11 protein-coding genes are annotated in these 15,644 nt (G+C 40.2%); 1 reads left to right on the forward strand and 10 read right to left on the reverse strand.

Features of this window, described 5'->3' with window-relative positions:
• The first annotated feature begins 150 nt into the window (after positions 1-150).
• Entirely contained in the window at positions 151-879 is a 729-nt protein-coding gene (locus tag KXV15_RS03335; RefSeq protein ID WP_240006737.1) for a GntR family transcriptional regulator, read from the forward strand.
• Here the strand turns inward: KXV15_RS03335 and KXV15_RS03340 are convergent.
• The 10 genes from KXV15_RS03340 to mepK all read right to left on the reverse strand — a co-directional run bounded on the left by KXV15_RS03340 (position 876) and on the right by mepK (position 15,587).
• On the reverse strand, positions 876-2,387 hold the full coding sequence (locus tag KXV15_RS03340; protein ID WP_240006738.1) for a carboxylesterase/lipase family protein: 1,512 nt from the start codon (positions 2,385-2,387) through the stop codon (positions 876-878). The genes KXV15_RS03335 and KXV15_RS03340 overlap by 4 nt on opposite strands.
• Positions 2,388-2,400: 13 nt before the next feature.
• Entirely contained in the window at positions 2,401-3,684 is a 1,284-nt protein-coding gene (locus KXV15_RS03345) for a zinc-binding metallopeptidase family protein (RefSeq protein ID WP_240006739.1), read from the reverse strand.
• Positions 3,685-3,692: 8 nt separating this feature from the next.
• Positions 3,693-4,781 carry an acyl-CoA dehydrogenase family protein gene (locus KXV15_RS03350; RefSeq protein ID WP_240006740.1) on the reverse strand — a complete coding sequence of 363 codons (1,089 nt, stop codon included), beginning with the start codon at positions 4,779-4,781 and terminating at the stop codon, positions 3,693-3,695.
• A gap of 2 nt (positions 4,782-4,783) precedes the next feature.
• Complete coding sequence (locus tag KXV15_RS03355; RefSeq protein ID WP_240006741.1) at positions 4,784-5,977, reverse strand: acyl-CoA dehydrogenase family protein; 1,194 nt, start codon at positions 5,975-5,977, stop codon at positions 4,784-4,786.
• A 9-nt stretch (positions 5,978-5,986) separates the two neighbouring features.
• Entirely contained in the window at positions 5,987-7,657 is a 1,671-nt protein-coding gene (locus tag KXV15_RS03360; protein WP_240006742.1) for an AMP-binding protein, read from the reverse strand.
• A gap of 41 nt (positions 7,658-7,698) precedes the next feature.
• The gene (locus tag KXV15_RS03365; protein ID WP_240006743.1) at positions 7,699-9,768 is read right to left on the reverse strand and encodes a 3-hydroxyacyl-CoA dehydrogenase NAD-binding domain-containing protein; all 2,070 of its coding nucleotides are present in this window, start codon (positions 9,766-9,768) and stop codon (positions 7,699-7,701) included.
• Positions 9,769-9,800: 32 nt separating this feature from the next.
• Positions 9,801-10,976 (reverse strand): acetyl-CoA C-acyltransferase, encoded by a 1,176-nt coding sequence (locus KXV15_RS03370; protein ID WP_240006744.1) that lies wholly within the window; start codon positions 10,974-10,976, stop codon positions 9,801-9,803.
• A 379-nt stretch (positions 10,977-11,355) separates the two neighbouring features.
• Positions 11,356-12,702 (reverse strand): DUF1254 domain-containing protein, encoded by a 1,347-nt coding sequence (locus KXV15_RS03375; protein WP_240006745.1) that lies wholly within the window; start codon positions 12,700-12,702, stop codon positions 11,356-11,358.
• 207 nt (positions 12,703-12,909) lie between these two features.
• Positions 12,910-14,958, reverse strand: a complete 2,049-nt coding sequence (locus KXV15_RS03380; protein ID WP_240006746.1) for a TonB-dependent receptor — start codon at positions 14,956-14,958, stop codon at positions 12,910-12,912.
• 20 nt (positions 14,959-14,978) lie between these two features.
• A complete protein-coding gene (gene mepK / locus KXV15_RS03385; protein WP_240006747.1) occupies positions 14,979-15,587 on the reverse strand; it encodes a peptidoglycan L,D-endopeptidase MepK in 609 nt (202 codons plus the stop codon).
• Positions 15,588-15,644 lie beyond the last annotated feature (57 nt).

Raw genomic sequence — 15,644 nt, forward strand, 5'->3', positions numbered from 1 at the left:
TTTTGTATTGGTTTAAAAATGCGCAGTGTTTTTTGTTGCTAATTTTAGAATAAATCCATTATAAAGGATGGATAAAATAGAAATATTATTTATAATTGCATTTGTAAGCGTGAAAAATAATCAATAATTTTTGCATTTTGGGAGTTTATAATGAATAATAGGGCAGGTGAGGAGATGACAGAAAAAGACAAATCTTCGAAAACACTAGATCGCCAAATTGCAGATGCGGTGATGAAGAAGATTATTACTTGGGAGATCCCACCTGGCTCATGGATTAAAGAGCGGGAAATTGCCGAAAAGTTTAAAGTTTCGCATGGTCCAGTACGCGAGGCATTCCGCCATCTTAGCCAAGCCGGCTTTGTTGAGGTCGTGCCATGGCGTGGCGCACATGTTATTGAGCTTACTCCAGAAGCGGTTCACGAAATTTATACATTGCTTACAAGTCTTTTTGGTGCTGTTTGTCGGCTTGCCGCAGAAAGGTTTGATAAAACCAATATTGCCGAACTTGATAAAGCATTTGAAGTTTATAACCAAAAAGCCTTGGCGGCAAATAATGTCGATACCCATTTTAATCATTCAATGGAATTGGGGCGTTATATTGCGTCATTGTCAAAAAGCGATTTTTCAGAGCAATTGTTAAATAAGACTGCAATACTTGCACGCTGGGCACATCAAATTGCACTCCATGAAAGTGTAAGCCAGATGCAGCCTGAATTAAGCTCAAGTTCAATTGCACTATATCGTATTGTGATTGAAATGATTAAAGCAAAACTTCCTAATGAGGCAGAGCGTGCCTCACGCGAGTTAACAGACTTTACTTATCGCATGTTGGTACGCACCATGGAGCAACGCCGCGATTTATTTAGCAAAGTAAATTAGTTTTGCGTTTTAAGCGCTTTCTCAATGGCCTCGTATTTTGTGGCGTTTGCAATTGGTTTATTTTGATTATTATCGTCAAATGACATCATTGACGGCGCGTCTTTCTTTAGTTCTTTCCATTCAATTGAATTTGCAGATGGTGTTCCAGACTTTGCAAAATTAACCCACATTGTGTGAACAATGGCCTGCTGTTCATTGTCTCGTGGGGTTAAAAATGGCGCAATACGAGCGATAGAAGAAAAAGTTTCAAAGACATATGGGATTTCACCACCATGACCAACGCCATCGGCGCGACCGCGCATAATCTGTGCTAAGTATGAGAAATTATAGAAATATGTCTTATTATTTACCGAATGGTCGCGGGCAATTGTGTATGCAGGTGCGGCAAATACTGAATCTGTGAAAAATTTGCGCGCCTTTTGCGTATCGTCAAGATTTTGTCCATCGTAAAGCATATCAGCAAGTTTTTTACTTTGTGGATTTGCAAATATTGCGGTTGGCTTTAGGCCAAACCTATCCATTAAAGAGCTTTCATTAGAATTGCTACCGATAATTAATGGAACTTTGGTTGATTGCGAATTGGCAAAAGCGGTGGCAACATCGGTTTTAACAAGTTTGTTATCGATATACGGCCCAAAACCCATACCTGAATCAAACTGGCTTAACTTATCAGCGGGAATTGCTTTAAGATCTGCAATTGAAGAATTTGCTGCAATCCCCATAGTTTCCATTTTGCTGGTGATTTCTGTTGAAAATTCTTCACGAGTTTTGAATTTTTGCCATCCACCGCCAGATTCTACGATTGCTTTTTGGAAAAGACCTTGTGCTTGCGGCAATGTCATTAAGTTAAGAACTGCACCACCACCCGCAGATTCACCAAAAATAGTGACATTGCTTTTATCGCCGCCAAACGCTTCGATATTTTCATTTACCCATTTTAAAGCCGCAATTTGATCCAGAGTTCCAAAATTACCGTTATAATTTTTATCGGTTGCAAATGCCTTATGATCAAAATATCCAAATAAACCAAGTCGGTAATTAAAACTTACAAGAATTACGCCGTCGCGGGCAAATTTATCGCCATCATAAATCGGATTTGATGATGAACCAATGCGGTTTGCCCCACCATGAATCCAAACCATAACAGGAAGGTTTTTACCGCCATTTTTAGGAACAAAAACATTGGCAAACAAACAGTCTTCACTTTCTTTACCCATTGGCTCTTCGCGTGAAGTGGCTTTTAAGGTTGCACTAAGTGATTGAACGCATGATGCGCCATATTTATCCGCCTTTAATGTACCAGACCAGTTTTGTGGTGCTGTGGGCTCTGTCCAGCGTTTTTCACCAATTGGTGCAGATGCATAAGGAATACCAAGATATTTAATAGAATTATCTTGTTTATTGCCCTCAATTTTTCCGTATTTTATTGTCACATCTTGCGCGTTTGCGATTTGTGCACATGACATAATGGCAAAAAGGCTGATTACAAAACTATTCACGGGCTTCATATTATGCTCCCTGCTATAATTGTTTTAATGTTTGCAATAATGAATCATAAACTGCTTGGGTTGCATGAAGATTTACGCAATCCATATTGTCATGCGGGCTATGGTGAAAACGATGCGCCCCTGCAAAGGCAATTATATTGCCATAACCATTTTCAACAATTTTTCCGGCTTCACCTGCTGCCTTTGCGCTTGCTTCGCGCACGATTTCAAGGCCTGCCTGATTTTTGAAATTTTTGGTGCAAATATCTTTAAAATTTGGTGATGAATATAAAATTCTTTGCGCATCTACATTATTAAGCTTTGATAATTTTACCCCAAGTTCAAACCAATCATTTGCCGCAAAGCCAGCCCCAAGATGCAGCCATAATTGGGTCTTGTCCGATTTTGGTAAATCTGCTTGGGCAAGGATTTCCGTACCAAAATTCTCAAATTCATGACCAGAAGTGCTGATAAATGCGAGATTGTATTTAGCCTTACTTTTTGCCAAATGGCGTGCCAAAGCAAGCCAAACAGCAACACCAGGGCCACGTTCGCCGGCGCATGAAAACCAACCACTGCGCGGGCTAGAAACCACAAGCCATTTATCAAATCCTTTATCTAATTTGCCGATAAGATTGTAACTATCAAAATTAACAAGACTACCGCTTTGGGTAAATTTTATTGTTTGAGGTGCATAAGATATTAATTTCGATCTTCCGCTTTGTTCGATAATGGCAATTGGAATATTAATACCATCCAATTTAATAGGGGTATTAAGGGCAAGTGCATCACCACTTGGACCTGTTGTGGCAATAATAACCGCTGATGCACCGCCATTTGCCGCCGCGCTAAGTGGGTTTAATATATAAGGGTGCAAAATACTTGACCAACGGCTATAGGGTAAAATCAATAGAATAATTTTGCCGGTAACATTTGTTATTTTTTGTTCCGGTAAAAAATATGCAAATTCGGCATTAATGCCACTCTCTGGCGTCAAATTAAGTGGATATTGCGGTAATAGTTGAATTTTATTTCCACCATATTCAATAAAAGATATTAAATCTTTTCCCCCCATCACGCTAAGTTTTTGACGAGTTGTTTTAAAGCCAAGTTTAGCTAATTCGCTCTCTTGCCAAATGGCGGCATTAATATCGCCTGGGCGCCCTGTTTGCTTGTTGCCAAAGTCAAAATAGGTTTGAATATCTTTAAGGAATGAATTCTCGTTCATTTCTGCCGTTTCCGCAGAATGACCAGACGTAACAATACCAAGATTGGTCATTAAACCCATAAATATCCCGATATTTTCACGCCTATTCATTATCATTGTCAAATTTCCAATATATCTTTTTCAAGGTTTAAACGGTTTAAATGGAAATAATTGTCGCCCATCATGTTGCAGAACAACGTAAGTCGTTTGAAATAATGCGCGCCAATATATTCATCTGTCATACCAATGCCACCATGAAGTTGCACCGCTTGTTGTGATACAAATTTTGCGGCATTATTCACGCGTAACTTAGCATTGCTAACCGCGATTTTGCGTGCCTCAATATCATCATTATCAAGTAATAATGACGCATAAATGGCAATTGATAATGCCTGTTCTGTTTCAATCAGCATATCTACCGCACGATGTTGCAAAACTTGAAAGCTGCTTAAAGGTACACCAAACTGATTTCGGGTTTTTAGATATTCGCTAGTTAGGTTTGTAATCATGCGCATCATACCGATTGCTTCATAACAAAGTGCGATGATTGCAAAGTCTTTTGCATATTCAACAACATTGTCATCATTACAAATTTTTACTGCCCCGACATTTTCAAAATATAAATCACATTTTGCGGATGTGTCATGGGTCATAAATTTATTTATATTCAAACCCTTTGCGTCATTGGCAATTAGGAAAATACCAATTTTGCCACCTGTCATTTGGGCATTTACAAGGAAATAATCATTTTCAAAATTTGCGTTAGTTTTTACGCCATTGATTACACCATTATTCTCATTGGTTTTAACGATTGCACCATTGCTGCGGTTGTTAAATTCATCAAAGGCAATAGAAATAGTTTTTTCGCCAGAAATTATGCTTGCGATTAATTCGTCTTTCCCAGCGAAATCATCTGCTTTATCTAGAATGCGACAGGCGTATGCAGTTTCTGCAAGTGGAATATTGCATAATGATTTACCGACTTCTTCCATTGCGATCATGGTTTCAGTGGGCGATGAATATAGCCCACCGTTTTCTTCGGAAAATAGCATTGCCAAAATGCCCATCTCTGCTGCTGCATGGCTTAATTCACGAATATTTTTCGATGAATTTTTCAAAGCGCGTGAGTGACTTTTTGCACCATCGGCAAAAAAGCGGGCGAAACTATCTTGGATTTGAATTTGTTCAGAGTTTAGGTCAAAATTCATTTTTAAAAGCCCATTATTGCTTTGGAAAGAATGTTATGTTGGATTTCATTTGAGCCACCATAAATCGATAATTTGCGATTATTGAAATATGATGATGCAACCGCATCAAGCCATTCGAAATCTTGATTGCCTGATTTGTAAATTTCGCGAATTTGCGGGCTTTCACTGTCTTTGCCTGCAACCTCAAGCAATAGTTCGGTGGTTGCCTGTTGCAATTCCGAACCCTTTATTTTCAACATTGATGTCAATGGATCTGGTGCATCCGAATCATGACCTTGTTGTTTTGCAAGGATGCGCAATTGCGTAATCTCAAGCGCTTTTATATCCGCAGCAGTTTGCAAAAAGCGTGCGCGGAAAACTGCATCATCCCAAAGTTTTTCGCCATTGGCATCAGGGGTTTTGGCATATGATTTTATTCTTTGCATTCTTTGTTTGGCCACGCCAATTTTGGCAATACCAAAACGTTCGTTCGACAAAAGGAACTTTGCATAATCCCATCCGCGATTTTCTTCGCCCACTAAATTTTCGGCCGGAACACGCACATTATCAAAGAAGACCTCATTAACCTCATGATTGCCTTCAACGGTTATAATTGGGCGCACCTCGATACCGGGTGTTTTCATGTCAACCAAAATAAAGGAAATGCCTTTCTGCTTTTTGGCAGTTGGATCGGTGCGCACCAAACAGAATATCCAATCGGCAAAATGACCCAAAGTAGTCCATGTCTTTTGCCCATTGATGATGTATTCATTGCCGTCACGCACCGCAGTGGTTTTAAGTGACGCAAGATCAGAGCCTGCGCCAGGCTCAGAAAAACCTTGCCCCCACCAAATTTCAAGACTTGCGGTTGGTTGCAGGAATTTTTCTTTTTGTTCTTTTGAGCCAAAATGTGCGATTACCGGCCCCACCATATTAGCATTAAATTCGAGTGGCATAGGCAAGGATGCGCGTTGCATTTCTTCACCAAAAATGTGCCTTTGCACTGGCGTCCAATCGGCGCCACCATATTCTTTGGGCCAATGTGCCGTTGCCCAGCCTTTTTCATATAATTTGCGGTGAACTTTTATGAAATCTTCTTTTTCAAGCTCGCGGTCATGTGCCATTTTAAAGGCGACGTCTTTTGGCATTTCGGTTTCGATAAAATTACGCACTTCATCACGAAATGCGGTTTCATCTTTGGTGAATTCCAGTTCCATTTTATCCCTTTATGAGCTTGTTAATGATGCATTTTTTGCATTCTCTTCATCAATGAGGACGCGTGCCAAAAGTTTACCAGCAGCACTTTTTGGCAAATCATCCCTGAATTCAAGTGCGGTTGGAATTTCATGACGACCCAATTTGTCGCCAAGAAATTCCTTTAATTCATCTAATGTGAATTTTTCCGCATTGGGCTTTAGCTTGATAAAAGCTTTTGCCGATTGACCGCGATATTCATCTGGAATGCCAATTACTATGCATTCGGCAACCCCGTCCCTTTGATAAATCGCGTTTTCAATATTAACTGGATAGACGTTAAACCCGCCGGAGATAATCATATTTTTACGGCGATCGATAATTTCAAAAACACCGTTTTCATCACAAGAACCAATATCACCTGTTAGGAAATACCCATCTTTAAAAGATTCTTGATTGGCGGTTGGGTCATTATAATATCCTGAAAAAACATTACCGCCTTTGACGGCAATTTCTCCTGATTGCCCAATCTCAACCTCTTTGTAATCATTGTCAAAATCAAGAATTTTAATATCAACCTCAGGGATTGGTATGCCAATAATGCGTGGTCTTATTTTTTGTCCAACTGGAACGCGAGTACCCGATGCACAGGTTTCCGTCATGCCCCAGCCAACGCCCAGCATGGTTCCAATTAGCTTTTCAATATTATTGTGAACTTCAAACGGTAAAGGAGCACCACCGCTGACACAAAATTTAAGTGCCGAAAAATCAATTTCATTCGCACGTGGGTGGTGTAACAATGCAAACCACATTGTTGGCACACTTGCCAATGCACTAGCCTTGTTATGCTCTATATCATAGATAATTTCGTCCATATCAAAGCGTTCTTTGATAAGAATACGACTGCCATCAATGACGTGGCGCAGCAAAACCCCAACCAAGGCATAAATATGGAATAATGGCAAAACACAGATTGCGGTTTCGGTGCCTGATTTTACTTCATAAGGTTCGGTAAAATTGCGCGATTGGTTTACAGCAGTGGACAAATTACTATGTGTAAGAATTGCGGCTTTTGGATAGCCTGTTGTCCCACCAGTAAATTGCAGCAATGCCGTATCATCAATCAAAACATCTGGAAGTATAACATCCGACGCCTTGGCAATAATTTCGTCAAGCATTGTGACATGGTTTTTGCCATCATATTTTGATAAATTTAGTGGTGACTTACCCCAAAAATCATCATCGCATAAAATCAATTCATCAATTGTGTTATCATCAACAAAGGCAAATGTGTTTTTGCAAAAAACCTCTTGATTTATGCTTATGATTTTGCGGCAATCAACAATTTTCAATTTTTGACGTAGCTCATTAATCGCATCAAGAGGCGATAAATGGACCACTATTGCACCCGCTTTTAATATCGCAAAAAATGCCAAGGGGTGAAAAATCGTATTGGGCAAATAAAGCGCGATTTTATCGCCTTTTTTTACACCATGATTGACCAATCCTTGTGAAAGTTTGTGCACCATATTGCCAAAATCACCATAAGTAATTTTGGTATCGCGATATTCAAAAACGGTTTTGTCTTTGAATTTTTTTGCCGATTCATCCAATAATTCACAAAGGCTGGTTATATTGAGCTTTTCATTCCATTTTGCGCCTTGTGGAAAGTGTTTTTCCCATATCCTCTCAGGTTTATTCAATGTTTCCTCCCTGATGTTTTAATTTTATGGCGTTTTTGTCTTTAAAATTTGCTTTTTGACGCCCCTAATTTTTGTAAAAGTTCGCACGGCTTTAAATTTTCATTGCCGGTTTGCGCATGTTGTTTTTCAAGCGAGTGAACGATTTTATCCAAACCAATTTGCCCCGCCCAATACATTGGGCCGCCTTTATATGCCGGCCAACCGAAACCATTAATCCAGACCATATCAATGTCTGACGCCTTGAGCGCGATTTTTTCTTCAAGAATTTTTGCGCCCTCATTAATCATGGGATAGAATAAAATTTCAATTAGTTCTTCTTTGTTGAAGGTTTTGCGTTCTATTTTTAGCGCCTTGGATTGTTCGGCAATAAAATTTTCGACAAATTCATCACGCTCTGGAAGGCGTGAACCTTCGCTATACATATAGAAGCCTTTGCCGTTTTTCTGGCCCAAACGCCCCATTTTTGCAAGGCTTCCGGCAATGCCAGGGTCAAGGTTAAAGGCTTCGGTGATGCGCATGCCAATATCAAGTCCTGCGAGATCGCTCATGGCGAAATGCCCCATTGCAAAGCCGAATTCAGTGATTACTTCGTCAATTTCGTGCGGCAGCGCGCCTTGTAATAATGCTTCATTTGCGGCATCAATCCGCGCCATAAGCATGCGGTTGCCGATAAAACCAAAACATACGCCAGATACGACCGGAAGTTTTTTCAAGGTCTTTGCAAGTTTAACCGCGCTATTAAGTGTTACCGCGGAAGTTTTGTCGCAATTAACAATCTCCAACAAGCGCATAACGTTTGCCGGTGAGAAGAAGTGAAGGCCAATAACGTTTTCTGGTCGCGAGGTTTGCGCTGCCATTTCCTCAATATTTAGGAATGAGGTGTTTGACGCCAATATTGCATCAGGTTTGCAGATCTTATCAAGTTTTTGGAATAATTCCTTTTTGATGTTCATATCTTCGAAAATTGCTTCAATAACAATATCGACATCTTTACAATCTTCAAGATTGGTTGAACCGGTAATTAAAGACATTGCTTTTTCAAGCTTTTCTTGTTTTAGGCTGCCACGCTTTACCGAAATTTCATAGTTAGATTTTACGCGACCGATGCCATTATTAAGCGCTTCATCCGAAGTTTCGATAATCTTAACTTCAATGCCCGCATTGGCAAAACACATTGCAATGCCGCCACCCATTGTGCCGCCACCAATAACCGCCGCTTTTTTAATTTCTTTGGCAGGGGTTTCTTTAGTGATGCCAGGAAGATTATGCGTGGTTTCGCGCTCTGAAAAGAACACATATCTTAGGGCCTTTGATTGCGCACCTTTTAAAAGTTTGAGGAACAGCTCACCTTCAAGTTTTAGGCCGGCTTCAATTTCGGTGTCATAACATGCGGCAATTGCCTCAATGATTAATTCAGTTGTGGCAAGGGGTTTAAGCTTTTTACGATATCCGGCACATGCGGCATCAAAATCTGCACGGGTGCTTGGATCTGCGAAGGTTGGTTTTTGCCATTCTTCTTGCCCCTTTTCAGCAAGATCAAGCGCCATTTCAACCGCCTTGGCAATAATTTCTTCTGGTGCATAAACCGCGCTAGCAAGCCCGCTTTCAACAGAATCTTTTGCATTGATTATGCCGCCCTTAATAATCAAATCGAGCGCTAGTGCAGGATTGATGAGGCGCGGCATTCTTTGTGTGCCACCAGCGCCTGGAAGAATACCCAATTTTACTTCAGGCAAGCTAAAAGTGGCGTTTGGTGTCATAAGGCGGCGATGCGAACCCAAAGAGATTTCACAACCGCCACCAAATGCAGGGCCATTTACAGCAACAATAAACGGTTTGGGGAATGTGGCAATATTATCAATAATGAAGGGTAGGCTAGGGTCCAAATCACCACTATCAAATTCGGTAATATCTGCACCACCACTAAAGAAAGTAGTTGAGGAAGTTAACACCACGCCCTTTATATTATTGTCATTACGCGCTGCCTCGATGGCATCGACGATTTCTACCCGCAATTTTTTGCCAAATAAGTTCAATGGCGGTGCATTTAGTTTGATAATTTCTACACCATTAATATTTTCGGTAAGTAGTGTTTTATATTCTTTGCCCATTTTGTTTCCGTATCATCCCAAAAATTATAATTTTAATAGATTTCAAAAAGACCTGCTGCACCTTGGCCGCCACCAATACACATGGTTACAACACCATATTTTGCGCCGCGTCTTTTGCCTTCATAAAGAACGTGTCCTGCAAGGCGTGCACCCGTCATGCCATATGGGTGCCCGATTGAGATACCGCCGCCGTTTACATTCAAAAGCTCGTTCGGAATGCCAAGGTGATCGCGGCAATAAAGCACCTGAACCGCGAAGGCTTCATTTAGTTCCCAAATACCAATATCTTCAATGCCAAGTCCAAAGCGTTTTAATAGTTTCGGAATTGCAAACACGGGGCCAATGCCCATTTCATCGGGTTTTGTTCCCGCAACTGCCATGCCAAGATATGCACCCAATGGCTCAAGATTGGCTTTTTGCGCTGATGCTTCTTCCATCATGATTAATGCTGCTGCGCCATCGGATAATTGTGATGCGTTGCCCGCAGTAATAACGCCATTTTCACGCACTGGCTTTAAGGATGAAAGTGCTTCTAATGTGGTTTCTGGGCGATTACCTTCATCTTTGGTTATTGTTGTTTGTTTATATTCAACCGCACCAGTTTCTTTGTTCATTACCGCCATTGTTACATCACAGGCGATAATTTCCTTGTCAAAATACCCATTCGCTTGTGCGTTGGCGGTCCTTTGTTGCGATTGTAGTGAATATTCGTCTTGCTGTACGCGTGAGATATTATAGCGTTTTGAAACCACTTCGGCGGTATCAAGCATTGGCATATAATTATCATCCAAAATCGTCACCAAAGACTTATCGATTTCAACACGGAATTGTTGGTTTTGAACCAATGATATTGATTCAACCCCACCAGCCGCAACCACATCCATGCCTTCATTAACAATTTGGTTAGATGCAATCGAAATTGCCATAAGGCCTGATGCGCACTGTCTATCAATGCTTTGCCCTGGCACACTAATCGGAAGTCCTGCGCGCATTGCAACATTTCGGCTTATATTGCCGGCTTGATAACCTTGTTGTAGGGCGCAGCCAAAAACACAATCACCAATTTCGGCGGCATCAATACCCGCACGCTTTACCGCTTCTTTTAATGCAAATGCGCCAAGCGTTGGTGATGGTGTGGCGTTAAACGCCCCCTTATATGCCCGACCAATCGGCGTACGCGCCGCAGAGACTATAACTGATTTTCTCATTTCTTCCCCGAAATTGCTGTTTGGTGCCAAATTATTCTTTTTGTTGGGTGGTGGTTAAATTTCCGCCCGTTGCAAAATTATTGATAATTTTTATGCCATAAAGAAAGAGTCTGTCAAGAAAAATTATTGATAATTTTGCAGATATTTATTTGTATTATTATGATTGTAGTGCTTGATGTGGCTATTAGTAGTGCTTTTACAGCTTTTATTAGTGTTTGAGTGTAGGGATTTGGTTACCCTGGGGTCGATTTAGTGTGATTTGAATGACTTGCAATAATTATTGATAATTATAAAGAGATTCCCAAAAATCGGGCACCAATAAAGGGGGAGTGACGCACGACTTCTGGGAATCAAACTGGTTAAAAATCAAAAGGCTTTGTTATGCCTTGATAATTGGCGGGACTCGCCATTTACGCTCGATCAATTCGTTTTTCGGCAAATACGCCCTTAGTGCAAGCCTAATTGGGGCTTCTTTGGTTGATGGTAGCCAATTTGCCGCCATGTCACCGTCGGGTTTTTCGTTTTGGATTCTTATAATAATGCTTCCATCTTTTTCGCGAATAAGCCCTTGGGTGCGGTTGCCAATTGAATAACGATTGATAGGGTTTTTAATTAAATACCATCGACCGTCTGGTGTACCTTCATAAATCGTTAAAGACCAAAACGCATTAACGGGCACTCCTTCTGGTGGGATGCGCCAAATATAAGAATTTTGACCGGATAATCTTTCGCCTTTGTTGTCAAAATTGCAATGGAAATACATTGCCTCGTCTTCAGTAAGTGCCGCAAGGCCGCCCAGCGCAACGGTTGCGCGCAAATAATCGTCTTTGCCAAAATTCCCGACACCGCGTGGTTGATAGCTCCAGCCGTCAACAACTAGGTCATGAAATAAAAAGGCTTCCCTAAGTTGCTTTATGCCTTGTGGTATTAATGCATCCCATTGGGCAAGGATCTTTTTAGATGGTAGTTTTGCATTCGGACCAATTCCATATGCGGCAAAATTTTTCGCGCGTAATGTTTGCCCCGCAGCGACAGGAGATCGGCGCAACATTTCATTAACAACTGTTAGGAAGCTTGTGGCATCTTTAATATCGTCCGTGGCGGCATTTTGATAGCCACGTGCCGGCGGGTAATTTTCAGGAATTATGATTTGGATTTTTTGTTGAAATGCTTTTGCGGCATCAAGATCTTCTGGACTGTCAACAAGGATGCGCGCCAGCATCCAAACATCATTTGTGGTGGATTTGAATAGTGTGACGTCATCTGGAACTTTTCCTTTCCAAGATGGACCAGCAAGCCAGTAGCGGCCACCTTTGCCGTGGGTTGCACGTGTGCCAATATATGCAAAACAATCGGTGAATGCATCCATGAATACGATTGAAAAATACCTGTCGCCGCCATCTGGTGAAACAATTTCAACGGGGCCATTCACTAAATCAAAAAAGCAAGAAGAATATATCGTGTCATTATTTGGTGCAGTTACTTGGCGTGATGTGTCATTTGCAAGGTAGTTGCGCATTGTAACTTTGCCAATATTGCCGGGTGTTCCAAGGCATTTTGCAAGTTTTTGTTCGTTTCTTGCGAATTCGTAAAGGGTGTAGGCATAATAAAATGCGGCTTTTAATCCTGTTTCTTTACTTGTGTTGCTTGCAAATGCCTCTAGCGGAAGCCCCATTCCCAAAATTGGTAAAATAGCACTGGATTTGATGAAATCGCGTCTTAACATTTTTCCCTCCCTTAATTCCATGTTTTCATGGTTCTTTTGGTTTAGGTTACACTGGGAATGAAACTTGTCAATATATTATCAATAATTTTTATAAATAAAAATGTTGTTATTTTATATTCTAGTGCTTAATCAATTGTTTTAATGTAAATAATATCTAGTTTTTAAAATTTATTAAAATTTATTTATGTAAAATTTATCAATAATTTATTATTTGGAAAATTTATAAGACAATCCCAATTGAACGCTTTTTACAAAACTTTGATAGTTCAATCCATTGCTTATGTAGTAAAGATTATCTCTTTTCACCACTGTTTTTAGGCGATTTTGGTCGGTGAAATTTATAATCGATGCAACAAGGCTTATGTTCTTTGAAACATTATGCTGATAGGTGAAATCTGTGCGATAATAACCCGCCGAATATCCCTGTGAATCATAGATGCGACCGCGATAAATTACTTTTAACTGGTATAAATCGCCTTTTAAATCATTGGCACGATTGGGGCGTTGATATTCAAATAAGCTATTACCACTTAAGCCATAAAAATCTTTTACGCCGCCGCTATATTGTGGAACTTGGCGGTAATAAAGATTGAGATTGGTGGAATAATTAAATCCTTTAATGATTTTATCTAATGGGGTCTTAAGGTTAAACTCCAAACCGCCTGAAGCAAGCTGCCCATTATTTTCAGGGCGGGTAACGATTATACCGTCAGTATCAACGTATGAATAATCTGACTTATAATCATAAGTCTTGCGATAATAAACCGTGGTTTCATAGTTAAATTTATCCTTGGAATAATTATAATTAATTTCAAAGGAATCAGTATCAGACGGTTTAAGGTTGGGGTTGCCGGTTTGCCTTGTGGTTGCGGTTGCGCCAATAATCCCTGGGTCATATTCATATATTTCTGGGCGATCAACGCGGCGGGAATAGCTTAGCTTTAGTTTTGAATTTGCACCTAAATCATGACTTAGGTGCAAAGATGGATAAAGGCTTGTTTTATTATGGTCGGTCGATAATCCGCCGGAAGCCGCCTTTATTTCTTCATTTTCAATCCTTAACCCAGGAAGTATTGTCCATTTACCGATGTTTTGCTGATAGGTTGTATAGAAGCTAATTTGTGCTTGCTTACCATTAAATTCGTGGAAGTAGGTGCCGCCATATGGACCAGTTATACCGCCAATATCAAAATAACTGCTATCTTGGTTGCTTTTTACATTAAAATATTCAAACCCCATGCTTAGGTTATTATTATCTGAAAAATTACGTTCAAAGTCAGATTTTAAATCATTATAAACAATATGGCTTTTGGAACTTAAACCGTAATTGGAAATGTCACCGTCAGCATAATTATTTATTGTTTGTGAGTAATTGTGTGGGTCATAAACATCGTGCGTTGCGTCTATGCTAAAGCTAGTGCCGTTATTTTCATTGTTGAAATTGTAAATTCCTTCTATACTATGTCCTTGATAATCATCGCGTGAAGTTATTTTTCCATCATAATTTGTTATATCAGAAGTATAATTATTTTTATTGTTTGTTTTTCTGACTGAATTAAACCCAATTGCTTTTAGGGTAAGGCTATTATTATCATTAATTTTATAATCAGTGGTCATGTCAAAGCGACTGCTATCTATTTGACCATCTGATTTAAAAGAAGATTGTGCCACAAATGGGCTTATATAAATTTTACCACCATCGCTCGGCAGTGGTTCATGACTTGAGTTGATAATAGTTTTTATAGTTAGGCGGTCGTATTTAAAATTTAATTGTGCCGAACCATTTCGTTGCCCAAAGTCATTTCCGCGAATATTTATATTGCCGGAAAAGCCAAGTGGCAGATGCTTTTTTGTGATGATATTGATAATTCCTGATGTGCCATCAGGCGCATATTGTGCGGATGGGTTTGTCATTACCTCAACCCGTTCAATATCGTTGCCGGACATTGATTGTAATGCCTGCTGCCCATTGGTTGGTGCCTTGCCGTCAATTAAAATTGTAACCCAAGGGTCGCCACGTAGGCTTACCCTACCATTAGCATTAACCTGTACCGATGGAATTTTATCCAAAACATCAAGCGCCATTCCAGTTTTGGAGGCGGGGTCGTCTTTTATATTGTAAATGCGGCGGTCAATTTTATTGACAACATCTTTTCTTTGCCCAGTAATAATAACTTTATTATCGGCATTTTTATCATTTTCAGATTGTCTTGGGGTATTTTGTGCGTATGCGGATATCGGCGCAGCTATTGCCAAAATTGCAAGATATAATCTTTTTACCAATATCTAACGCGACCCGTATCAACATGCACAAAGTCGCTAGCGGCGTAATAGCCAACGCCACCAATTTTCAATTCTTTGGCAACATTGCGTAAGTGTGAAAGTTCAATACCAGGGACGCGGATATCAATTGCCTTGCCCTGCATATGCATGGAGTTTTTGGCAACGCCGCCCGAACGCTCCGCAAGCATGGCATTAGTTTTTGGTGAACGATAGCCAGATATAACGTTATAAGGGACGCTAACCTCAAGTTTGCGGGAAAGTGAATCCAGCAAATCCATTAATGCGACATCCATTTGGGTTACATCACCCGTGCGGAAATCGCGAAGAACATAATTAATTTCTGATAGAGCGTCAGAAACAACCTGTCCTTTTTCTTTATAAACAATATCTTTGGCTTGATCGCCGGTGTGAAGGTTATAAAGGCTAAGGCGGCGTACTTCCGGTTCTTTGCCGCCAAAGAAATCCGCCTTTAATTCATCTTCAAGATTGATTTGGCCAGGGAAATTTTCAACGCGCACGGGTTGGGCAAACGCATTTTCAACAAGACCGGCACTTATTAGACTGGCTGCCCCGATTTGCAAAAGTTGTCTTTTGTTAATCATCATAATCCTTTGATAAATTATTTGCCGAAAAATACCTAATTAAAAAAACGTCACAGA

The organism is Pseudaquidulcibacter saccharophilus, from assembly GCF_019455445.1.
Lineage (GTDB): Bacteria > Pseudomonadota > Alphaproteobacteria > Caulobacterales > Aquidulcibacteraceae > Pseudaquidulcibacter > Pseudaquidulcibacter saccharophilus.

What these genes read in the sequence shown, in the direction of transcription:
- KXV15_RS03335 (WP_240006737.1), top strand. Translation starts at nt 151, where the DNA reads ATGAATAATAGGGCAGGTGAGGAGATGACAGAAAAAGACAAATCTTCG.
- KXV15_RS03340 (WP_240006738.1), bottom strand. Translation starts at nt 2,387, where the DNA reads ATGAAGCCCGTGAATAGTTTTGTAATCAGCCTTTTTGCCATTATGTCA.
- KXV15_RS03345 (WP_240006739.1), bottom strand. Translation starts at nt 3,684, where the DNA reads ATGAATAGGCGTGAAAATATCGGGATATTTATGGGTTTAATGACCAAT.
- KXV15_RS03350 (WP_240006740.1), bottom strand. Translation starts at nt 4,781, where the DNA reads ATGAATTTTGACCTAAACTCTGAACAAATTCAAATCCAAGATAGTTTC.
- KXV15_RS03355 (WP_240006741.1), bottom strand. Translation starts at nt 5,977, where the DNA reads ATGGAACTGGAATTCACCAAAGATGAAACCGCATTTCGTGATGAAGTG.
- KXV15_RS03365 (WP_240006743.1), bottom strand. Translation starts at nt 9,768, where the DNA reads ATGGGCAAAGAATATAAAACACTACTTACCGAAAATATTAATGGTGTA.
- KXV15_RS03370 (WP_240006744.1), bottom strand. Translation starts at nt 10,976, where the DNA reads ATGAGAAAATCAGTTATAGTCTCTGCGGCGCGTACGCCGATTGGTCGG.
- KXV15_RS03375 (WP_240006745.1), bottom strand. Translation starts at nt 12,702, where the DNA reads ATGTTAAGACGCGATTTCATCAAATCCAGTGCTATTTTACCAATTTTG.
- mepK (WP_240006747.1), bottom strand. Translation starts at nt 15,587, where the DNA reads ATGATTAACAAAAGACAACTTTTGCAAATCGGGGCAGCCAGTCTAATA.